This is a genomic window from Actinomadura meridiana (assembly GCF_039537545.1).
GTDB lineage: Bacteria > Actinomycetota > Actinomycetes > Streptosporangiales > Streptosporangiaceae > Spirillospora > Spirillospora meridiana.
Window position 1 is genome coordinate 1,034,325 of record NZ_BAABAS010000006.1, and the last position, 23,995, is coordinate 1,058,319.

Consider the following 23,995-nt stretch of genomic DNA (forward strand, 5'->3'; position numbering starts at 1 on the left):
AGGAGTTGGCCGTGTCCCTGCACGCACCCACGACCGCCCCCGCGACGACGCTCCCGCCGGGCCGGGCGCACCGCCGCCGCGCCGCGCTGGGCACGCTGCTGCTGACGCTGACCGCGCTGCCCGCCGCCGTCCTGGTGGTGCCGGACGCGACCGTGAACGTCGTCCCCGCCGCGGCGGACGCCCTCGACCTCCGCGACCCCGAGGTCCCGGGGCTGCTGCGCGCCACCGGCCTGTCCCTGCCCGCGCTCCTGGTGGCGGTCCCGCTAGCGGCCGTCGCCGCCCGCCGTTACGGCCCGTGGCCCGTCCTAGCCCTGGGCCTCGCCGCCCTGCTCACGGGCCTGGGCGCCGTCCCACTCGTCGACTCGGTGCCCCTCACGGGTACGGTCCGCACCATCCAAGGAGCAGGGGCCGGAACGATCCTGCCCGCCTGCCTCGTCCTGGTCTGGGAACGCCGAAGCCCAATCCTGACCGCAGCCTTCGCGGGCGCCCTCACAAGCACGCTCCTCCTAGCCGCCCCGCTCACATTGGCGGCCGTCCCACCACCCGCCCCCGACTGGCACAGGGCACTGGCCCCCTACCAGTGGCCCGCCGTGGCCGCCGCCGTCGCCACCCTCGCCCACCTTCTGCTACGCGGACGCGGACAGTGGACGCTGCCCCCGTCCAGGCACACCGAACGCGGCCAGCTCCTGCTCCCCCTCGTCCCGTCCGCCGGATTCGCGTTCCTGGCCGTCGTAGCGGCCCCTGACTGGTCCCCGGGCGCCCAACTAACGGTGGCCGCCCTAGCGATCATCGCCCTACTCGGCCTAGCCCTGACCGCAGCCCGCGACACGACGGCGGGCAGCCCCTCCGGCTGCGCCCTGGTCATGATCGCCACCGGCCTCCTCACCCACCCCACCACCGGCCCCCTGGCAGCCACCGAAGCCACCACACTCCCCTTCGTCCTGGCAGCCGCAACCGCACTACTGGGAGCCCTCACCTCCCCCTTCATCTCCGCCCGCCAAGCCATCCCCACCGGCTACGCCCTGGCCATCACAGCCATCACAGCCATCCTCCTAGCAACCCCGGACACCCCTTGGACCCTCGCCGCCCCCCTGGCCTTCCTGGGCACCGGCACCGGCCTCACCCTGGCCGCCTCCCTACGAGACACAAACGTCAGCGCTGCCCTCTTCAGCCTGTCCCTCTGCTTCCCCGCCGTACTGGCCGGTCAGCTCGCCGTCCTGTCCCTCCAGGCGGCACAACTGGAGGCACAGCACCCACAGACCGACGCGCAACGCCTCGACGCGCTCCAGGACGGCTTCCACGTGTGGCTCGCCGCCGCCGGGGCCATCGCCGTCGTGCTCGCCGCGGCCACGCTGAGACATGCCCGCAAGGCCGCCGCGAATCCCCAACCCAGGTAGGATCTGCGCGCTGCACAAATCGACATTCCCAAGGAGAACCACCCGTGTCCGAGCGCACTCTCGTCCTTGTCAAGCCCGATGGCGTCAGCCGGGGCGTCGTCGGTGAGGTCATCTCCCGTATCGAGCGCAAGGGCCTGAAGCTCGTCGCGCTGGAGCTCCGCACCCTCGCCCGCGAGACCGCCGAGGCCCACTACGAGGAGCACGCCAGCAAGCCGTTCTTCGGCGAGCTCGTCGAGTTCATCACCGGCGGCCCGCTCGTCGCCCTGGTCGCCGAGGGCCCCCGCGCCATCGAGGCGTTCCGCTCCCTCGCCGGCGCCACCGACCCGGTCAGCGCCACCCCCGGCACCATCCGCGGCGACTTCGCCCTGGAGATCGGCGCCAACATCGTCCACGGCTCCGACTCCACCTACTCCGCCGAGCGCGAGATCAAGCTCTTCTTCCCCGAACTCGCCTGAGGCTGTGTTTGCCCAGGGGGGCGACCCCCTGGAACCCCCGTCGCGACGCAGGCTGTGTTTGCCCAGGGGGGCGACCCCCTGGAACCCCCGTCGCGACGCAGGCGATCCTCACGACGCTGTTTAGGTCTCTTTGCCTGTCGCGGTTTCTGTGCGTCGCTGCGGTCGCCTGCGTCGTCGGGTCGTGCGACCTCCGGCGCTGGGGCGCCTCCGGTCGCACGACCCGTGAGTGTGGGCGGGGTTGCGGCTCATGGGGCGCCTCCGGTCGTGCGACCCGTGGGTGTGGCCGGGGTTGCGGCTCAAGGGCGGTTGGGGAGCCGTTCGCGCCTGTTTGGTGAATGGGGGGGCTGCTCAAGGGGCGTTTTTTGATCGACTCGCGGGCCGCGGGTGACTGCCCGAGGGCGTCCGCGCACGTTACGATGGACGCGCCGCTATACACGCCCGTCAATTATGAAGGGCTCCCTTTCTTCATGGGTAACAAGCTGTCGTTTCTTGGCCGTGACATGGCGGTCGATCTCGGAACCGCCAACACCCTGGTGTACGTGCGCGGGCGTGGCATCGTCCTCAATGAGCCGTCGGTGGTGGCGATCAACACCAACACCGGGAAGATCGTCGCGGTGGGCATCGAGGCGAAGCGGATGATCGGCCGCACGCCCGGGAACATCGTCGCCGTCCGCCCGTTGAAGGACGGCGTCATCGCCGACTTCGACGTCACCGAGCGGATGCTCCGTTATTTCATCCAGAAGGTGCACAAACGTCGGCACTTCGCCAAGCCGCGGATCGTGGTGGCGGTGCCGAGCGGGATCACCGGGGTGGAACAGCGCGCGGTGAAGGAGGCCGGCTACCAGGCCGGCGCCCGCCGCGTCTACATCATCGAGGAGCCCATGGCCGCCGCGATCGGCGCCGGGCTGCCCGTGTACGAGCCGACCGGCAACATGGTCGTCGACATCGGCGGTGGCACCACCGAGGTCGCGATCATCTCGCTGGGCGGGATCGTCACGAGCCAGTCCGTGCGCGTCGGCGGCGACGAGCTCGACCAGGCGGTCATCTCGTTCTCCAAGAAGGAGTATTCCCTGATGCTCGGGGAACGCACCGCCGAGGAGATCAAGATGGCGATCGGTTCCGCGTATCCCGGCGGCGAGGATGAGCCGCACGCCGAGATCCGCGGCCGCGACCTGGTGAGCGGGCTGCCGAAGACCGTCGTGATCTCCGCTGAGGAGGTGCGACGTGCCATCGAGGAACCCGTCAACGCCGTGGTGGACGCGGTGAAGACGACGCTCGACAAGTGCCCGCCCGAGCTGTCCGGCGACATCATGGATCGCGGGATCGCGCTCACCGGCGGCGGCGCGCTGTTGAAGAACCTCGACGAGCGCCTCCGCGAGGAGACCGGCATGCCGATCCATCTCGTGGACAACCCGCTCGACTCGGTGGTGCTCGGCACCGGCAAGTGCGTCGAGGACTTCGAGGAGCTGCGACAGGTCCTCGTGCCGGAGCCACGGCACTGAACTGATTCGTCCGGCCTGTTCGCGAGGTGGGGGTTCCCCCGGCGGACCGGGTAACGAAAGGTCGGTGGGGTGAAGGACACCCGGCACACCCGCGTCGTCCTCGGCGTGCTGCTCGTCGTGGCGCTCGCGATGATCACCATTGACTATCGGGGCGGGGACGACTCCGCGCTGCGCGGGCTGCGCGACGTCGGCGCCGCCGTGTTCGGTCCGGTCGAGCGGGCGTCGGCGGCGGTGGTGCGGCCGGTGGGCGACACCTTCGACGCGATCACCGACGCGCCCGGCGAGCGCGGCCGCGCCGACCGGCTCGAACGGGAGAACCAGAAGCTGCGCGAGCAGGCGCGGTCCATGCGCCTCGACCGGGACCGGTCGGCGCAGCTCCAGCGGCTGCTCGGCACCGCCGGGATGGGCGGCTACAAGATCATGGCCGCGCAGGTGATCTCCGCCGGGCAGGGCTTCGAGGACACCGTCACCATCGACGTCGGCAGCCGCAGCGGCGTGAAGCGGGACATGACCGTGATGAGCGCGGACGGCCTCGTCGGCCGCGTCACCCGCGTCGGTCCCGCGACCGCGACCGTGCTGCTGGCCACCGACCAGACCTCGTCGGTCGGGTCCCGGCTCGAAGGCTCCAAGGAGATCGGGATCGTGCAGGGCGGTGGTCGCCGCGGCCTCGGCGGACGCGGTGCGACACCGTTGCGGTTCCAGTTGCTGGACGCCGCCGCGCCGATCCAGGTCGGGCAGCGGATCGTCACGCTCGGATCGCAGGGCCAGCGGCCGTACGTCCCGGGCGTCCCGATCGGCGTGGTCGAGCGGATCGACCGCTCGTCCGGCGGCCTGACCCGCACCGCCTATGTCCGGCCGTTCGTGAAGTTCACCAGCCTGGACGTCGTCGCCGTCGTCGTCGCCCCGCCGCGGACCGACCCGCGCGACGCGGTGCTGCCGCCGAAACCGCCGCCACCGCCCGCGCCGCCGTCCACCAAACCGTCGGCCACGCCGTCGGGGTCGCCGTCGCCGGGCGGCGGCCGCCACCCGGAGGCGCGCCCGAGCGGCTCCACCAGCCCGACCACCAGACCGAGCCGGGGGGACTGACGTGCTGAACCCGCCCGAGTCGCCGCCCGCGGGCCGCATCGCGGTGGCCGCGGTGGTGATCGCCGTGACGCTGATCCTCCAGGTGTCGGTGGCCAACCGGCTGCCGCTGCCCGGCGGCGTCCAACCCGACCTGGTGCTGCTCGCCGTGGTCGCGCTAGCGCTCGTCGCCGGGTCGATGACCGGCATGGTCGCCGGGTTCCTGGCCGGGCTCGCCGCCGACATCATCCCGCCCGCCGACCACACGCTCGGCCGGTACGCGCTGGTCTACTGCGTCATCGGCTACCTGTGCGGCGTCGCGTCCGCCGAGATGGACCGGCAGTCGGTCGTGCCGTTCTTCGCCGTCGCCGCCGGGGCGCTCGCCGGGACCGTCCTGTATGCGGGGACGGGCATGATCCTCGGCGATCCGCGCGCCGAGTGGGCGACCGTGTCCAGCATGGTCCCGCTCCAGGTGCTGTACGACGTGATCGCGAGCCCGTTCGTCGTGTGGGCGGTGCTGCGCGCCACCCGCCGGTACGAACGCGGCGAACGCGCCCGGGGCGGCGACGGCCTGTCGGTGCCCGCCGCCCGCTACCGCGCGATGTCGGGGCGGGGCGGGAACCTGTGAACCCGCGCACCCACTTCCGCCTCGTAGTCCTGTACGTGCTGGTCGGAGCGCTGCTGCTCGTCCTCATCGGCCGGATGTGGACCCTCCAGGTGCTGGAGGGCGAGCACTACCAGGACGTCGCCGCGCAGAACCGGACCCGTGACATCGTCGTCCCCGCCGTCCGCGGCATGATCCTGGACGACCGGGGCAAGCCGCTCGTCCGCAACACCAGCGCGCTCGTGGTGTCGGTCGACCGGACGACCCTGTCCCGGCAGGACGACGGAGGCGACGCCGTCCTGAACCGGCTCGCGGGCGTCCTCGGGATGAGCCGCGACGACATCTCCAAGCGCATCAGGCTGTGCGGGCCCGGCATCAAACGGCCCTGCTGGCCCGGCTCCCCGTACCAGCCGATCCCCGTCAAGGACCACGTCGACCCGAAGCGCGCCCTCCAGATCATGGAGCGTCAGGAGGACTTCCCCGGCGTCACCGCGCAGGTCCAGGCCGTCCGCGACTATCCGCGGCCGGACGGCGCGCGTCCCGCGCAGGTCCTCGGCTACCTCCAGCCGGTCACGCAGGAGGAGCTCGACAAGCGCACCGGCCTGAAGGTCACCGGCTACAGCGGCGTCGACCTCGTCGGCCGCGCTGGTCTGGAGGCGCAGTACGACGCGGCGTTGCGCGGCGAGCCCGGGTTCCGCAAGGTCCTCGTCGACAGCAAGGGCCGCGTCACCGGCACCGCCTCCGAACGGGCGCCCGTTCCCGGAAACCACCTGGTGACCAGCATCGACGCGGGCGTGCAGGGGGCGGCGGAGAACGCGCTCGAGAAGGCCGTCGAGGGGGCGCGCAAGCAGGGCCACCCGGCCGACGCGGGCGCCGCCGTCGTGATGGACGTGCAGACCGGCCGGATGGTCGCGATGGCCAGCTACCCGACCTACGACCCCGGCATCTGGACGGGCGGCATCTCCCAGGAGGAGTACGACGCGCTGCTCGGCAAGAAGCAGGGCGAGCCGCTGATCTCCCGCGTCACCCAAGGCCAGTTCGCGCCCGGCTCCACGTTCAAGATCTCGTCGGTGGCCGCCGCCGTGAAGGACGGCGCCAGCCTCAGCGGCATCTACGACTGCCCCGGCTCCTACATGGTCGGCGACCGCGCGTTCGGGAACGCCGGCGGCGCCGCGTACGGGCCGATGAACCTGCACACGGCCCTCGTGAAGTCCTGCGACACGGTGTTCTACAAGTTCGCCTACGACGAGTGGAAGCGCGACGGCGGGACGCACCCGAAGAAGAACCCGTCCGACCCGATGGTCAAGATGGCCCGCGGCTACGGGTTCGGGACGCCCACCGGCATCGACCTGCCCAGCGAGAGCAGGGGCCGCATCCCCGACCGGACGTGGAAGAAGGACTTCTGGGAGGCCACCAAGGAGGCCAACTGCAAGGGCGCCAAGGAGGGCTACCCGAAGGTCGCCAAGACCGACCCGGCGCGCGCCTCCTACCTCAAGGCCGTCGCCACGGAGAACTGCACCGAGGGTTACGTGTTCCGCGCCGGGGACGCGGCCAACTTCTCGGTCGGGCAGGGCAACGTCCTGGTGACGCCGTTGCAGCTCGTCCGCGCGTACGCGGCGCTCGCCAACGGGGGCAAGCTGGTGGTTCCCCGGCTCGGGACCGCGGTCGTGCGGCCCGACGGCACGGTCGTCCAGCGGCTCGACTCCCCGGCCCCGGCGAAACTGCCCGTCGACGCGAAGGTGCTGAAGTACGTCCGTAACGCCCTCGCGGACGTCCCGAAGGAGGGCACCGCCGCGGGCGCGTTCTCCGGGTTCGACTTCAAGCGGGTCGACGTCGGCGGCAAGACGGGGACGGCGGAGGTGTTCGGCAAACAGGACACCTCCTGGTTCGCCTCGTTCGGCCCCGTGAAGAACCCGCGTTACGCGGTCGTCGCGATGATCTCGCAGGGTGGCTTCGGCGCCTCGACGGCGGCGCCGGTCGTCCGGCAGATCTGGGAGGCCATGTACGGGACGAAGGACCGCAAGGCGCTCCTCACGGACGGCAAGCTGCCGTCCGAGGTCCCGCCGCTGCCCGGTCAGGGGGCCGCGCCGTGATCACCGGTTCGGGGGTCGGCAGTGTCGAGGGCTACGCGGCGCGGCGCGGATGGAGCAGCCGCCTCGCGGTGCTCCGGCGGCTCGACCTGCCGCTGTGCCTGGCCGTGCTGGCGCTGTCGGTCATCGGCGCGCTGCTGGTGCGCGCCGCCACGTTCCAACTGCTGACCGAGCGCGGCGAAGACCCGGAGGGCTTCCTCAAACGGCACATCCTGAACCTGTTCATCGGGTTCGGGCTCGGCGGGTTCGTCACCGTCCTGGACTACCGGCTGCTGCGCGCGTACGTCCCGATCCTGTACGGGGCGGCGTGCGTCGGGCTGGTCGCCGTCCTGTCCCCGCTCGGCGAGACGATCAACGGGTCGCACTCGTGGATCGTGATCGGCGGCGGCTTCCAGGTGCAGCCGTCGGAGTTCGCCAAGGTCGGGCTCGTGGTGCTGCTCGCGATGATCCTGGGCGAGCCGCGCGACGGGGAGATCGGCCCCGGCCGCCGCGACGTGCTGCTCGCGCTGGCCCTCGCGGGCGTGCCCGGCGTACTGATCATGCTCCAGCCCGACCTCGGCACGTCGCTGGTGCTCATCGCGGTGGTGCTCGGCATGCTGGCGATCTCCGGCGCCGGGAAGCGGTGGCTGGTCGCGCTGGTCGGCGGCGGGGTGACCGCCGCGTTCGCGGTGTGGTTCTTCGGCCTGCTGGAGGACTACCAGATCGACCGTTTCACCGCGTTCCTGAACCCGGAGGCCGACCCGCGCGGCGCGGGCTACAACGCGCAGCAGGCCCGGATCGCGGTCGGGTCGGGCGGCGCGTTCGGCAAGGGCCTGTTCCACGGCCAGCAGACCGGCGGGCACTTCGTCCCCGAGCAGCAGACCGACTTCATCTTCACGGTCGCGGGGGAGGAGCTCGGCTTCGTCGGCGGCGCCGTGATCGTCGCGCTGCTCGGCGTCGTGCTGTGGCGCGGACTGCGCATCGCCACCCAGGCCGCCGACCTGTTCGGCACGCTCGTCGCGACCGGCGTCGTGTGCTGGCTCGGCTTCCAGTCGTTCCAGAACGTCGGCATGTCCCTCGGCATCATGCCGATCACGGGCCTGCCCCTGCCGTTCGTCTCCTACGGCGGCTCCGCCACCTTCGCCAACATGATCGCCTTCGGCCTCCTCCAGGCCGTCCACGTCCGGCGGAGACCGTTCGACTGAGCGTCGACCGGAGCGGAGCGCCAGCGGAGTGGAGGGCGGCGTTCAGTCGAACGCCTCGGGGGTCTGGGGGTCGTCCCCCAGAAGACCGATTGACTAGCCGGACGCCGGTAGAGTGGGCGTTTCATCTCACGTCCCCTGCACGGAGGGTTCCGTCATGCCGGTCGAGTCGCTCTTCCCGCGTCTGGAGCCGCTGCTCCCGCGTGTGCAGAAGCCGATTCAGTACGTTGGCGGCGAGCTGAACTCCCAGGTCAAGGACTGGGACGACGCCGAGGTCCGGTGGGCGCTGATGTACCCGGACGCCTACGAGGTCGGGCTGCCGAACCAGGGCGTCCAGATCCTCTACGAGATCCTGAACGAGCGCGACGGCGTCCTCGCCGAGCGGACGTACTCGGTGTGGCCCGACATGGAGGCCGTCATGCGGGAGCACGGCATCCCGCAGTTCACCGTGGACGCGCACCGTCCCGTCGCCGCGTTCGACGTGTTCGGCGTGTCGTTCTCCACCGAACTCGGCTACACCAACCTGCTGACGGCCCTCGACCTCGCCGGGATCCCGCTGACCGCCGCCGACCGCACCGGCGACCACCCGATCGTGATCGCGGGCGGCCACGCCGCGTTCAACCCCGAGCCGATCGCCGACTTCGTCGACGCCGCCGTCCTCGGCGACGGCGAGGAGATCGCCCTCGGCATCACCGAGGTGATCCGCGAGTGGAAGGCCGAGGGCGGGCCCGGTGGCCGCGACGAAATACTTCTGCGCCTCGCCGCGACCGGCGGGGTGTACGTCCCACGGTTCTACGACGTGACGTACCTGCCCGACGGGCGGATCCAGCGGGTCGCGCCGAACCGGCCGGGCGTGCCGTGGCGGGTCGACAAGCACACCGTCATGGACCTCGACCAGTGGCCGTACCCGAAGAAGCCCCTCGTGCCGCTCGCGGAGACCGTCCACGAACGGTTCAGCGTGGAGATCTTCCGTGGCTGCACGCGCGGCTGCCGGTTCTGCCAGGCCGGGATGATCACCCGTCCGGTGCGGGAGCGGTCGATCACCACGATCGGGGAGATGGTCGACCAGGGCCTCAAGGAGTCGGGGTTCCAGGAGGTCGGGCTGCTCAGCCTGTCCAGCGCCGACCACAGCGAGATCGGCGACGTCGCCAAGGGCCTCGCCGACCGGTACGAGGGCACGAACACGTCGCTGTCGCTGCCGTCCACCCGCGTGGACGCGTTCAACATCGAACTCGCCAACGAGTTCTCACGCGGCGGCCGCCGCTCCGGCCTGACGTTCGCCCCGGAGGGCGGCTCCGAACGCCTGCGCAAGGTGATCAACAAGATGGTCACCGAGGACGACCTGATCCGCACCGTCACCACCGCCTACGAGAACGGCTGGCGCCAGGTCAAGCTGTACTTCATGTGCGGCCTGCCCACCGAGGAGGACGAGGACGTCCTCGCCATCGCGGGCATGGCCAAACGCGTCATCCAGGCGGGCCGCGAGGCGACGGGCCGCAAGGACATCCGCTGCACCGTCTCCATCGGCGGATTCGTGCCCAAGCCGCACACCCCGTTCCAGTGGGCCGCCCAGTGCGACCACGAGATCGTCGACCGCCGCCTCCAGGCCCTCAAGGAGGCCCTGCGCGGCGACAAGGAGTACGGCCGCGCCATCGGCCTGCGCTACCACGACGGCCAGCCGTCCATCATCGAGGGCCTGCTGTCCCGAGGCGACCGCCGCGTCGGCGAGATCATCCGCGCGGTCTGGGAGGACGGCGGCCGTTTCGACGGCTGGAGCGAACACTTCTCCTACGACCGCTGGTCGGCCGCCGCCGACAAGGCCCTCGCCGCCGAACCGGTCGACCTCGCCTGGTACACCGTCCGCGAACGCGACGAGGTCGAGGTCCTCCCCTGGGACCACCTCGACGCCGGCCTCGACCGCGAATGGCTCTGGCAGGACTGGCAGGACGCCGTCGACGAGACCGAGGTCGAGGACTGCCGCTGGACCCCCTGCTACGACTGCGGCGTCTGCCCCACCATGGGCACCGAAATCCAAACAGGCCCCACCGGCAAAAAACTCCTCCCCCTATCGGTCGTGTAAGCCTGACCGGAAATCCGGCATCGGCCCTGGTCATGGTGTCAACCCCCCTCGGCCGCTGTCCGCTTGTGGCCGCACGGGTTGATGACTGTCCGAGTTCGGCTCTGTCGCCTCCCATGTCAGCGATCTTCTCCGCGATGGTCGCGGGACGCGGGACGCCTCCGTCCGCCGCGGGCGCCCGATGATCGCTCTTAACTAGCTGATCTTGCTCGCTTAGCATCCTGGGCATCGTCTCTGGACCCCGGAGGGTCCCGGTGGAGGTGCGCGATGCGAGACCAAGGATGGCGCGGGACCACGGGTATAACGGTCGCATTGACGCTGGTCATCGCGTCGGTGCTCGTTTGCTTGGGACGTCCCGCACCGGCGCGGGCGGAGAATCCGGCGGTGCCCGCGGCGGCGGGCCAGTTATACGGCGCGCGGACCCGCGTGACGAACGACGTCACCATCGCGGCGGGCGCGACGGCGACGGTCCAGATCGCCGGGGTCGGTGACCTGCCGGACACCGGGTTGGCGTCGGTCTGGCTCAACGTGGCCTCACGTGCCCAGGCGGACGGCAACGGATCCCTCATCGTGTACCCGTCGGGGACGAGCGTCCCGTCCGTGACCAGCGGGCGGTACCAGCGCGGCGGCTGGAACCACGACCTGCTGCTGGTCAAGGTCGGGACCGACGGCAAGATCAAAATAAGGAACGAGGGGCCGAGAGCGACGCCCGTGGTCGTCAACAGCGACGTGTACGGCTACACGCTCACCGCCGCGGGGTCGTCGGCCGGTTCCTCCTATGTCGGCATCAGCCCGGCGAGGCTCGCGAAGGGCCTGACGGTCGCCGCCGGGGGATCGACCACGTTCGAGGTGCTCGGCAAGGGCGGCCTGCCCGCGTCCGGGGTCTCCCACGTGGTCTTCACTCTGACCGCCAACTCCACGGGCACCACCAAGCTGGTGGCGCACGCCTCCGGTTCGCCCGTCTCCACCCAGCAGACCAACCTGGACCTCTGGACGGACACACACCGCGAGAACCTGGTGATGATCCCGGTCGGCGCCGACGGCAAGGTGGCGATCTCCAACATCGGGACGTCCCCGGCCACGTTCTTCGCGGACGCCTCGGGCTACTTCGCGTCTCCCACGGCCACGCTGGCGGGGTCCGTCACGCAGGCCGTGCGACCGGTCCGGCTCGGCGGCACGGTGGACATTCCCGCGGACGGCTCGTACACGTTGGCGCCGCTGGGCCAGAACGGGATTCCGGCCAGCGGCGTCACGGCCGTCGCGCTCAACCTGACGCTGCGCAGCGCCGCCACGGGTTTCGTCCGCGTCTACCCCTCCGGCGAGGAGACGCCCGTGACCAGGACCGTCACCTATCCGGACCCAGGCCTGGCCAACTCCGGGTTCGTCGCCGCGAAGCTCGGTTCGGACGGCAAGATCGTCGTGAAGAACTGGAAGAACGTGGCGGTCACGGCGGAGTTCGACGTGTTCGCGTACTTCACTCCCTCCACCGGGTGCACGCAGGCCACCGCAGCGGCGGCCGGTGCCGCTCCGGTGCCGCCGGCCCGGGACGTGGAGATCGAGAAGAAGTCCCCGATGGCGGTAACGCAGGCGACGCTCGCCTCCGGTGAGACCGTGCGGGCGCTGGAGTACGCCTACGTCAACGACATCGGTCAACTGGTCCACGGGCAGCAGCCCCAGCCGGACCAGTTCGGCGACGTCCAGTGGGAGACCATCTCCGGAAACGAGGCGTTCACCGGGCGGCCCGGACTGGCCGAGCAGGCGGACGGGAGACTGCACGTGGTCGCGCACCACGCGGACGGCACAGTCTGGGCGCGCACGCAGAAGACCAAGGAACCACCGGCGTGGGACGCGTGGGTGAACTACCCCAAGGCCATGGCCTCCCACGCGACCGTGACGCGGTACGGGGACACCCTGGTCACCTTCGCCGTGGACGCGGACGGCGTCCTGTGGGCGTTGCCGCAACGGGATCCGAACGGCGCCTACGGTTCGTGGATCAAGCTGGGCTTCAGCGGCCTGGTGGGGACGCCGGTCGCCGTGGAGGTCGGCGACGGCGTCCAGGTGTTCGCGCTGAACTCGTCCGGCACCTGGCAGACCGCGCTGTACACGGGTGGTCTGCTCTCCCGGTGCGCGAGCCTCGGCGGAACGGGCTTCGCGGGCACGGCCGCCCTGGTGCCCTACCCCGGCAGCAAGATCCGGGTGGTGGCGGCGACGGCGGACGGCACCGTCAAGACCACGATGCAGGGTTCGGACGGCGCGTTCTCCGGCACCTGGGACACGGTGGGCACGCAGACCGTGCAGGGATCGCCGACGGCTCTGCTGAGCCCCGCGGGCAAGGCCGAGATCGTGGCGCGCGGCACTGACGGACGCCTCTACGCCACGGGTGAGACCGCGCAGGGCTCCGGTGCGTGGCGCTCTTGGGCCGTGGCGCAGGACCCGGGCGACACCTTCGTCGCCGCGACCGACCCCGTCGCGTTCGCCTACACCGTGGCGGGCGGTGCGAAGTGGGCTTTCGTGGCGCGTGACGCGGACCAGGCCGTTCGCTTCTTCCAGGCGAAACCGGCCGGTGTCAGGGCGGGGACGGCGGCGGACTCGCCGACGCGCTTCACCCCGCACACCCTGCCCAAGCCCCCGGTCAAGTAGCGCGCGGCGACCATGTCCAGGCTCCCCATCAGCGGGCGCCGGTCTCGTACCGGTGCCCGCGGAGCGGCGACGCCCGCCGCCCTCGCGCCGCTGTACGCGCTGTTCGGCCACCTCAGACCACACCGGCGCGGGATCGTCACGCCGCTCGGTAAAGCGGTGCTGCTCGTGTGCGGTCTCGCGCTGCTCGCCGGGCTCAACGGAGACGGCATCGGCTTCGCGTCGCTGACGCGTCCTGCCGATGCCGAGCACCATCCGCGGAAGAAGCCCGAGCAACGGTGGGGATCGGCGGCCGACCAGGAGCATGTCGTCGCCTCGCCCGGCAACCGGACGAGGCCGAAGACGCTGCGCTCGAAGTACCCGCTCCGGCGGCCGGACGGGGCAGCCCCGGCACGGAGGCGCAACGCGGCATGGGTCGCGGCGCCGCCGGAGACCGCGGCCACCGGATTCGACGCGAGGACGAGCAAGGAGGCGCCGAACCGGCGGACGGCCCGCGAGCGCGTCTTCGTCAACGCCGACGGGACGGAGACCACCGAGTTCTCCGCCACCCCCGTCAACTTCTGGAACGGCACGACCAGGTCCTGGACGCCGATCGACCCGCGGCCGACCGGGGCGCCCGGCGGTTGGCGGAACCGCGCCGACACGGTCGACGTCCGCCTGGCCGGGCGCGCCGACGCCCCGGGGCTGGCATCGCTCACGCTGGACGCCGGGCACGCGGTCGGTTTCGGCGCGGCGGGCGCCGCCGCCGTGTCCGGCCGTGCCGACGACACCGGCGTGACCTACCAGGACGCGCTCCCGGGCGGCACTGACGTGCGGTTGGAGCCGAGACCCGGTGGGCTCAAGGAGACGCTGGTGCTGTCCTCGCCGGACGCGCCGCGCCGCTACCTGTTCCCGCTGCGGCTCACCGGGCTGACACCCCGGATCGAAGGGCGGCAGGTGACGTTCGTGGACGCGGCGGGCCGCCGCCGCGCCACCGTCCCCGCGGGCTACATGTGGGATTCGGCGAAGGCCCCGGCGTCGTCCACGGGCGTCACCTACAGCCTGGCCACCTCCGGCGGCGCGCCCGTGCTCCAGGTCGATCTGGACGAACGGTGGCTGAACGACCCCGCCCGCGAGTTCCCCGTCTCGGTGGACCCGACCGTCACCTCCGACGGCGCCGACTCCAGCCTGGTCGTGCACGGGAACGGCTCCCACTCCGGCGGCAGCGAACTGCTCGTCGGCAACCGGGACGGCTCCGCCGCCGCCTCCTACATCAAGTTCTCCGGGCTCATCGACAAGCTCCGGTACCACCGGATCTTCGGCGCGCAGTTGCAGATCTACGGGTTCGACGCGGCGTCCTGCTCGCCCCGCAAGATGACGGTGCACCCGGTCACCCAGTCGTGGTCGCCGAGTTCCGATGTCGGCTACCCGGGGCCGGACGTCGGCAAGGCGCTGGCCGGTGACACGTTCGCCTACGGCTATATCGGCTCCGGCCAGTCCAAGTCGTCCTGCCCGGCCAAACCGACGCTGTTCAACCTCGGCGCGTCCGGCCGCAAGCTCGTACAGACCTGGGCGGACGGCGGGACGAACAACGGCCTGTCACTGCGGGCGTCGGCGTCCGACAAGCTGGGCTGGAAGCGCATCACGGGCACCGGCACCCCGAACCCGCCCACCCTGTTCGTGACGCACAGCCCGTACAACGCCGACTACGCGATTCCCGACCCGGTGCCCGAGCCGCCGGTGATGCAGAACCAGGCGGGCAAGGTCAAGATCACCGTCACGAACCTGGGGGCGGAGACCTGGACGCCGGGCACCTACTACCTGGCGTACCGCGCCTACGACGCGCGCACCGGCAAGGCCGTCACCCAGCGGCGCGCCGCGAACCTCACGAGGGACGTGGCGCGCGGCGCCCGGGCGACCCTGGACGCGACGATCCAGCCGATGGCGCCGGGCCGGTACTTCCTGGACTTCACGATGGTCCGCAACGGCGGCAAGGTCTTCACCGACGAGCAGGTGCCGCCCGGACGGATCGTCCTGGAGGTGTTCGACGTCCCGCCGGTGCTCCAGGAGTTGTATCCGCAGAACGGCTACCAGGCGCAGACCCTCACCCCGCAACTGTGGGCGCGGGCCGTGGACATCGACGCGCCGCCCGGCTCGTCGCTGAAGTACAAGTTCGAACTGTGCGACCAGGACTCGGCGGGCAAACCGGTCAACTGCTCGATGACCCCGTACCAGTCCAGTCCCTCCTGGACGCCGCCCGCCGGGAAGCTCGTCTGGAACAGGGCGTACCAGTGGCGGGGGTTCGTCAAGGACGCCACCACGGAGGTCCCGTCCCCGTACGCGACGCTGCTCACCCAGGTGCCGCAGCCCGCGATCACGTCCAACATCGCGGGCGCGCCGTACGCGTCGCGGGACCGCGAGTTCGACCCGCAGGCCGGGAACCTGTCGACCGCGGCGGTGGACGCGCCGGTGGCGAGCGTGGGTCCCGAGCTGAACCTGCTGCGCACCTACAACAGCCTCGACCCGCGCCGCGCCGGGATGTTCGGCGCCGGGTGGACGACCCGCTACGACATGAAGATCACGCCTGACGACGACGGTTCGGGCAGCGTGGTCGTCACCTATCCGGACGGGCAGGAGGTCCGGTTCGGCAAGAACCCCGACGGCGCCTATGTGCCGCCGCAGGGCCGCACCGCGTCGCTGACGTTCAGCGGCACCGAGTTCGTCCTCCGCGACAAGAGCGGGACGACCTACCGCCTGTCCGGCTCCGGAAAGCTGACGAAGATCACCGACTCGGGGGGCCGCTCGGTCGTCCTCACCTACGACTTCCAGAACGGGCTGCTGTCGAAGGTCCAGGTGTCCAACAGCCAGACGAACAAGGAGGGCCGCGCGCTCACCTTCGCCTGGACCGGGTCCCACGTGACCGCCGTCAGCACCGACAAGGTCGACGGCGCCCCGCTCACCTGGAACTACACCTACACCGGCGACCTGCTCACCAAGGTCTGCGCCCCCGGCTCGACCTGCACGAACTACACCTACGCGCAGAACTCGCACTATCACAGCGCGGTACTGGACGACCGTCCCGAGTCGTACTGGCGGCTCGGCGAATCGGAGGGGACGGGCGCCGGAAGCGACGTCGCCGTCAACCTCGGCAAGGACCACGGCACCTACAAGAACGTCAAGTTGCTCGCCCACGGAGCGACACCGGGTTCGGTCAACACCGCCGCCACGTTCGACGGCGAGACGTCCACGGTCGAGCTGCCCAAGGGCGCGCTGAAGAAGAGCCGCGACGCCGCCGTCGAGCTCTGGTTCAAGGCCGACACCGCAGGGCCGGGCGGCCCCCTCATCGGCTACCAGGACAAGGCGCTCGGCACGGCCGCGTCCACGGGCGTCCCGCTGCTGTACCACGGCGAGGACGGCAAGCTGCGCGGGCAGTTCTGGAACGGCACGATCGCGCCGATCACGTCCGCCAAGGCCGTCAACGACGGGTACTGGCATCACGCGGTGCTGTCGTCGATGAGCGGCACACAGACCCTCTACCTGGACGGCGCGAAGGTCGGGACGGCCCCCGATCCGTACGACACCGACACCGACACGCTGACCTACGACCAGATCGGCGCGGCGAACGTCCACTCGCCGTCCTCCTGGGCGGGTTGGGGCGCGGCACCGGAACGCCACTACAAGGGCGACATCGACGAGGTCGCCGTCTACACCCACCCGCTCGGCCCGGCCGCCGTCGCCGCGCACCACCGCTACGGCCTCGCCGCGACCGACCAGCTCACCGAGGTGACGCTGCCCGGCGGCGGGACCGCCGCGCGGGCCGAGTACGACCCGGGCACCGCCCGGATCACCGAGTACACCGACCGCGACGGCGGCACCTGGAAGATCGGCGCGTCCGCCGTCTACGGCGGCGACACCGACCTGCGCCGCGGCGTGGAGGTGCGCGACCCGTCCGGGCGGCCGTACCTGTACGAGTACGACGCGCTGGCCGGGCGCATGATCCGGTCCGGTTCGCCCACCGGCATCAAGATCCGGGACGAGGACCGCGCCGACCCCGCGCCCAGCCCGTCCCCGTCACCGACGCCGACCGAGGTGTGCAACTCGCCCGACCCCGGCGACACCAGGTTCTGCACCGAGATCCCGCCGGACGCCGACGGCCCCGTCTTCGACGGCCACGACCTGGACGGCATGGCGATCCGCACGTTCGAGTACGACGACCATGGATTCCAGAAGACCATCAGGAACGAGGTCGGCGAGCAGATCGACTTCGCGTACGACGACCGGGGCAACGTCACCTCGCAGAAGACCTGCCGGTCCGCGACCGAGTGCCACACGGAGTACACCACCTACCCCGCCGCGCCGAAGGACCCGTTCGACCCGCGCAACGACCTGCCGACCGAGAAGCGGGACGGCCGCTCGTCCGGCCCCACCGACAACCGCTACCGGACGACCTACACCTACCACTCGACCGGGCAACTCCTCACCCAGTCGGGCCCGGACGGCAGCTTCGTCAAACACACCTACACCGACGGCGCCGAGTCCGCTCCCGGCGGCGGGGCGATGCCGCCGGGACTGCTGCTGACCACCACCGACGCGCTCGGCGCCGTCACCAAGTACCTGTACTACGACAACGGCGATCTGGCCCGCGTCACCGCTCCGTCCGGTCTCGTCACCACCTACACCTACGACGCGCTCGGCCGCAGGACGTCCGAGACCGAGGTCAGCGACGCCCAGCCGGACGGCGTCACCACCACCTACACCTACGACGCCCAGTCGCGACCGCTCACCAGCACCGAACCCGCGACCACCGACGCGGTCACCGGTACCCGGCACCAGCGGCGCACCACCAACACCTATGACGCCGACGGCAACGTCCTGACCACCGAGATCAGCGACCTGCTGGGCGGGGACGCGCCACGTCGGACCACCAACGAGTACGACGAACTCGGCCACCCCGTCCGCGTCACCGACCCGGAGGGCAACGAGACGTCCTACGGTTACGACCGGTTCGGCAACAAGACCTGGATGGTCGACGCCAGAGGCAACCGCCACGAGTACGGCTACACCGCCCGCAACATGATCGCCGAGGTGCGGCTGCGCGACTGGAAGGGCGACCCGGACGGGGTGGCCGACCCGTCCGACGGCGACTACCTGGTCACCGACTCCTACGCCTACGACCTCGCCGGCCGGATGGCGCGGCAGACCGACGCGATGGGCCAGCGCGTCGAGTACACCTACTACAAGGACGGCCTGCTCCAGAAGACTACGCTCAAGGACTTCGTCGACGCCGACGGCACTAAACGCGACTACGTCCTGGAAGCCAAGAAGTACGACGGTGCGGGCAACCTGATCCGCGAGGAGTCGGCGAACGGCAAGCGCGTCACCGAACAGACGTACAACCCGTCCGGCACCGTCGCCGCCACCGTCAACGACCCCGACGGTCTCGCCCGCCGCACCGACTTCCGCTACGACGCCAACGGCAACGTCACGAAGACGTCGGTGACCGGTGTGCCGTCCAACGTCCCCTGGATCACCTCGACGGCGCCCGAGGTCGTCGAGATGTCCTATGACCCGACGGGCAACCTCACCAAGGAGATCCAGACCGACGGGCCCACGTCCCTCGTCACCTCGCACACCTACGACCAGCGGGGTCTGCGGACGTCCACCACCGCGCCGCGCGGCAACGTGCCGGGCGCGGACCCCGCCGCGTACACCAGCACCTTCGGCTACGACGAACTGAACCACCCGACGACGGTCACTGGTCCGGAAGTGGCCGCGGAGAGCGCCGGCTCCGCTCCCAGGAACGTCAAACCCACCCAGACGACCGGCTACAACACCTTCGACGAGGCCGTCGCCGTCAAGGACCCGCTCGGCAACGTCACCCGCACGTCGTACGACAGGAACGGCCGCGCCACCACTGCGACCGCCCCGTCCTACACGCCTCCGGGTGGCGCACCCATCACCCCGGTCTCCCGCACGGCCTACGACCCGCTCGGCAACGTCACCGAGACGACCGACCCCTCCAACAACGTCACCCGCTACACCTACGACCGCCTCAACCACCTGACCAAGCGGGACGAACCCGCCCGCGACAACGGTGACCGCGCCGTGTGGAACTACACCTACACGCGCACCGGTGAGGTCCTCTCCGTCACGGACCCGACCGGCGCGCGGGTGGAGTCCACCTACGACGCACTCGACCGCCAGGTCACCCAAACCCAGGTGGAGCGGTACCCGCGGACCGACAACTTCACCACCCGCCACCGCTACGACGACGCCGGAAACCTGGTGACGACGACGTCACCGACCGGCACCGTCTCCACCAACACCTACAACAGCGTCGGCGAGGTCACCCAGACCCAGGACGCCGACGGCGTCGTCATCAAGCTGGGCTACGACTACTCCGGCCGCCGGATCCGCGAGAGCGACGGCCTCGGCCGCACGTCCCGCTCCGACTACGACCGCCTCGGACGGCTCGTCAACGAGTCCGACGTGCGGCCCGACGGGACGACGCTGCGCGAGCAGAGCTACACCTACGACCCCGACGGCGACCTCACCGCGACCAAGGACCCCTATGACCGGGTCACCGCCTACGCCTACGACGCGGGCGGACGGCTCGTCCGCCAGGTGGAACCGGTCTCCGACACCAAGTCGATCACCACGTCCTTCGGCTACGACGCGGCAGGGAACCGCACCCGCTACACCGACGGCCGCGGCAACCCGACGATCTACACGGTCAACAGCCTGGGCCTGCCGGAGTCGGTCGTCGAAGCGTCGACGCCGTCCAACCCGGAGCCGTCCGACCGTACCTGGACCGCCACCTACGACGCGTCCGCACGCCCGGTCAGGCTGACCGCCCCCGGCGGCATCACCCGCGAGCGCACCTTCGACCCGCAGGGCCGCATCACCGCCGAGACGGGCGCCGGAGCCGAGGCGAGCACCGCCGAACGCACCCGCTCCTACGACCTGACCGGACGGCTCCTGAAGGCCAACGGCCCCGGCGGCACCAACCTCTACACCCACGACGACCGCGGCGACCTGCTGAAGTCCGAAGGCCCCTCGGGCAACGCGGCCTTCGCCTACGACGGCGACGGTCAGATGACCAGCCGCACCGACGCCGCCGGCACGTCCACCTACGGCTACGTTCACGGCCGCCTCAAGACAGCCACCGATGCCATAACGAACACGACGCAGACCCTCGGCTACGACGCGGCCGGTATGCCGAAGACCATCGACTACGGCGCCGGACGAGTCCGCACCTTCGGCTACGACGAGTACGGCCGCCTCAGCTCCGACAACATGGAGAACGGCGCCGGGACGACGATGGCGTCCGTCGGCTACGAGTACGACCTGAACAACCGGATGACCCGCAAGGTCACCACCGGGACCGTCGACGCGGGCGAGAACACCTACACCTACGACCACGCCGGACGCCTGACCTCCTGGCAGACCGACGGCAAGACCGTCCCCTACGACTGGGACGACTCGGGCAACCGCGTCCGCAACGGCGACAAGACCGCCACCTACGACGCCCGTAACCGCCTGATCTCCGACGGTGACTACACCTACACCTACAGCTCGCGCGGCACCCTGGCCACCAGGACGAACTCCGGCCTGACCGAGAAGTTCTCCTTCGACGCCTTCGACCGTCTGATCAGCGGCAACGACGAGACCTACACCTACGACGGCCTGGACCGCGTCGCGTCCCGCGACGACGTCTCCTTCCAGTACGCCGGACTGGAGGACGCCCCCGCCTCCGACGGCACGGCCTCCTACGCCCGCGACCCGTCCGGAGAACTCCTCGCCGTAGCCGACAGCGGCACCGAACGCCTCACCATCTCCGACCAGCACGGCGACGTCACCGGCACCCTGGACCCCACGTCCGACACCGGTCTGGCCGAGTCGACCGCCTACTCACCGTTCGGCGAGGTCCTCGCGAGATCACCGAACGCCACGCCCGGCAACGTCGGCTACCAGGGCGACTGGACGGACCCGGGCACCGGCCAGGTGAACATGGGCGCCCGCTGGTACAACCCCGGCACCGGCGCCTTCGACTCCCGCGACACGGTCAACTACACCCGCGGCGACTCCATCCTCGCGAACCGCTACACCTACGCCGCCGGGACGCCGCTCACCTACGACGACGACACGGGCAACTGGCCCTCCTGCGGCTGGTGCAAGAAGGCCACCTCGAAGGTGGTCACCGGGGCCGCGAAGTGGGTCGCCCACCAAGCGGTCCGCTACGTCGTCCGTCCGATCGTCTCGGCCGTCCGTTGGGCCGCCCACAAGGTGGTGAAATACGCCAAGTCCGCCTGGCACAGGGCCCAACAGGCCTGGCACACCGTCAGCAACGCCGCCCGTTCGCTGGGCAACTGGGCGGCGCAGAAGGCGGCCGAGGCCAAACACGCGGTGGAGGCCCGTAACCGGGCCATCATGCAACGGGCCAGAAACCTGGCCACCAAGATAGCGAAAACAGTGAAGGTCCCGGCCCTGATAGCCGCGACCAAACCCCTGTTGGCCAAGGGCCTGAAACTGGTCTCCGCGGCGGCGAGCCTCCCGGCGAACCTGGTCTCGATGACCCAGAACGTGATCCACGACGTGGCGAAAACCGTCGATACGGTCTACCACCGGGCCATAGAAGCCGCCGGACCCGTTCTGGAGACCGTTTCCCACGCCTATCAAGCGGCGTCGGAGTTCGCCCAAGACCACGCGGCGGCGATCGCCGGAATCGCGACGGGCGTAGTCGTCGGCGCGGGCTGCGGCGCCCTGATCGGCTGGACCGGCGTGGGCGCGGTGGCCTGCGGCGCCCTCGCCGGAGCCGCGGGCGCCCTCGTCGAGGACCTCGTCGAGGGCGGCCACAACTGGAAGGAAGTACTGACCGACGTCGCCGTCGGCGGCACGATCGGCGCCATCACCGCCGGCCTCGGCTCCATGGCCGGCACGGGCCTCAGAGTGGGCGCCCAAGCCCTCCGCAGCGGCGTAGGCGTCAGCGGCGCCGCCCGCCTGGCAGGAGCAGCCGCAAGACTCGAAGGCCGCGCCATAGCAGGCTTGTGCCGCAACAGCTTCGCCGCCGGAACTCCCGTCCTCATGGCCGACGGCACCCGCAAACCGATCGAGAAGGTCAAGGTAGGCGACAAGGTCAAGGCCACCGACCCCACAACCGGCAGGACAACGACCGAACCGGTAACCGACACCATCACCGGCAACGGCTTCAAGAACCTCGTCCACATCACCGTCGACACCGACGGCGACAAGGGCACAAAGACCGGCACGATCACCGCCACCGACGGCCACCCCTTCTGGACGGTCCGCGACAAACAGTGGCACAAGGCCGCCGACCTCAAACCCGGCATGTGGCTCCGCACCGCGGCGGGCACCCACGTCCAGATAACCGCGACAACCCACGAAACCAAGCCAGCCCAGGTCCACAACCTAACCATAAACCGCACCCACACCTTCTACGCAGGTGCAGGCCCAGTACCCGTCCTCACCCACAACTGCGGTTTCGTGATCGGACAGAAACATACGGGCTCCGCCGCGCTCGCATCCATGCTCCGGAACGGGGGAGGTAAGGTTGATGATTACATCAATGCCGCTGACGGCACATGGCAGGGGCCGGTGCAGAGCGCGATCCGCGATTCGAAGGTCAAGCTGCATATCAACCTTCCCGGCGGAGACTTCATCGGCGGAGCTCAGCGAGGGCTCATTGGAGAAGGTAATGCTACGGAGCTGGAACTAAGCTGGGTGGCGCGGGCCGTGGCGAACGGTGAAAGAAAGTGGAGCTCCATAAACTTCTGGGCACCGAATGTGAAGGGGGGATTCGATACTCAGGCAGTAACCGAACCTGACTGGGGATCGACCTTCTATAGAATGGTTGGCGGAAAAAAGCTGACAGCGCGTCCAAGGTCTTTCATTAACGATGACCCTCCCTACTGTGAGTGTCGTGGCTGAAGAGGAAGTTGTGTCAGAGGACTCCCATGAAGGCGAGCTAGGCCCGTTCGGTCAGGTCGATGTGGGGTGTTATCCCGATCTCGTTCGACAGGGCGGCCTCGTGAACGCCCTTCGAGCGGTTGTCGACGAGCGTCAGATGGATATCGGTTCGGTCGATGCGCCCTACGGAGGGAAGACGGAGGGGCATGTCAACGCCAAGATAGAGACGGGGCGAGGAATAATACTCGCCCGTATTCATGTGGCCGAACGGAATTTTTCGGTAAACATCCACGACGCTGACGTCTGGATCGCGGGCGGTACGACGGCTGACATTTCCCAGGTTCTGGACGTGGCGGCGGCCTGGCGAGAGGGAATTTCGCTCGACTCACTGGAGAACCGGTTTCCGTTCATGAAAGTCACCGATCTCGCACGGGTACTGGCGAGTCCGGATCCGGTACGTGCGCAGTGGGACTATTTGCGCACGGCGCCCGTTTTTCATGACGATCGGGTCCTGGTCGATGCAGCCTTCGGCAACGCCGTGCTCCGCTCCTTCTTCCCGGATCTCAGCCACCGGACCCTTCAGCTGTCCCGCTCGTTCCGTGATCGACAGGGTGCTGTGCGGATCGCGCCAGGTGAGGACGGGTACTCCGTCAGCCGGTCGGGAGGCACCGAACCACATGGTCCGCTGGAGTCGCTCGACCGGGCCATCGCGGTGGCAGCCGAGCTCCTGGGAGGCTAGGAGGCGGCCAAATGGTGACGCGGTGGGGCGATGTGGACGCCCGTTCCGTCGTCACGGCCGTTGCCGCCCGCAGGTTTGGGGGCTGGTCGGGACGCTGGGGAGCCGGTTGGGTACCGCTCGCCGCGTGGTTCTCTGACCCGGCACTCGGCTCAGGCGGCGGTTGGGCCCATGTGAGGGCACTGGCGATCATGGTCGGCGGGGTTCCGGTACCGGTCAGGTGGGCCGGAAGGGCTGTGGTGTAAGGGGTTTGGGGGTGGTGGGCATGGTAGTGGGCGCGAGGGGGGCGGGGGACCCGTACTCTGTAGGGAGACCTTGTTTTTGACTCGGCACGAGTAGGAAGGACCA

General features: G+C 70.1%; 11 protein-coding genes. All 11 read left to right on the forward strand.

The features are described 5' to 3' along the window. Window positions 1–11 precede the first annotated feature (11 nt). The 11 genes from ABD808_RS17715 (at window position 12) to ABD808_RS17765 (ending at window position 23,650) form a co-directional block, all read left to right on the forward strand. On the forward strand, window positions 12–1,397 hold the full coding sequence (locus ABD808_RS17715) for a hypothetical protein (RefSeq protein WP_344897822.1): 1,386 nt from the start codon (window positions 12–14) through the stop codon (window positions 1,395–1,397). A gap of 44 nt (window positions 1,398–1,441) precedes the next feature. Next, window positions 1,442–1,852 carry a nucleoside-diphosphate kinase gene (gene ndk / locus ABD808_RS17720; protein ID WP_344897825.1) on the forward strand — a complete coding sequence of 137 codons (411 nt, stop codon included), beginning with the start codon at window positions 1,442–1,444 and terminating at the stop codon, window positions 1,850–1,852. A gap of 467 nt (window positions 1,853–2,319) precedes the next feature. Beyond that, entirely contained in the window at window positions 2,320–3,354 is a 1,035-nt protein-coding gene (locus ABD808_RS17725; protein WP_425548936.1) for a rod shape-determining protein, read from the forward strand. A 69-nt stretch (window positions 3,355–3,423) separates the two neighbouring features. Further along, window positions 3,424–4,440, forward strand: a complete 1,017-nt coding sequence (gene mreC, locus ABD808_RS17730) for a rod shape-determining protein MreC (protein ID WP_344897827.1) — start codon at window positions 3,424–3,426, stop codon at window positions 4,438–4,440. Window position 4,441: 1 nt separating this feature from the next. Then, window positions 4,442–5,044: a rod shape-determining protein MreD gene (gene mreD / locus ABD808_RS17735; protein ID WP_344897829.1), complete on the forward strand. Its 603-nt coding sequence runs from the start codon at window positions 4,442–4,444 to the stop codon at window positions 5,042–5,044. Then, the gene (gene mrdA / locus ABD808_RS17740) at window positions 5,041–7,113 is read left to right on the forward strand and encodes a penicillin-binding protein 2 (protein ID WP_344897831.1); all 2,073 of its coding nucleotides are present in this window, start codon (window positions 5,041–5,043) and stop codon (window positions 7,111–7,113) included. The genes mreD and mrdA overlap by 4 nt, the downstream gene beginning before the upstream one ends. Beyond that, window positions 7,113–8,294, forward strand: a complete 1,182-nt coding sequence (gene rodA, locus ABD808_RS17745; protein WP_425548942.1) for a rod shape-determining protein RodA — start codon at window positions 7,113–7,115, stop codon at window positions 8,292–8,294. Before mrdA ends, rodA begins: the two co-directional genes overlap by 1 nt. 154 nt (window positions 8,295–8,448) lie before the next feature. Beyond that, window positions 8,449–10,371, forward strand: a complete 1,923-nt coding sequence (locus ABD808_RS17750; RefSeq protein WP_344897836.1) for a TIGR03960 family B12-binding radical SAM protein — start codon at window positions 8,449–8,451, stop codon at window positions 10,369–10,371. 309 nt (window positions 10,372–10,680) lie between these two features. Next, window positions 10,681–13,008: a DUF8189 domain-containing protein gene (locus ABD808_RS17755; protein WP_344897839.1), complete on the forward strand. Its 2,328-nt coding sequence runs from the start codon at window positions 10,681–10,683 to the stop codon at window positions 13,006–13,008. 12 nt (window positions 13,009–13,020) lie between these two features. After that, a complete protein-coding gene (locus tag ABD808_RS17760; RefSeq protein WP_344897842.1) occupies window positions 13,021–22,932 on the forward strand; it encodes a LamG-like jellyroll fold domain-containing protein in 9,912 nt (3,303 codons plus the stop codon). Beyond that, window positions 22,925–23,650 carry a DUF6193 family natural product biosynthesis protein gene (locus tag ABD808_RS17765; protein ID WP_344897845.1) on the forward strand — a complete coding sequence of 242 codons (726 nt, stop codon included), beginning with the start codon at window positions 22,925–22,927 and terminating at the stop codon, window positions 23,648–23,650. Before ABD808_RS17760 ends, ABD808_RS17765 begins: the two co-directional genes overlap by 8 nt. Window positions 23,651–23,995: the final 345 nt, after the last annotated feature.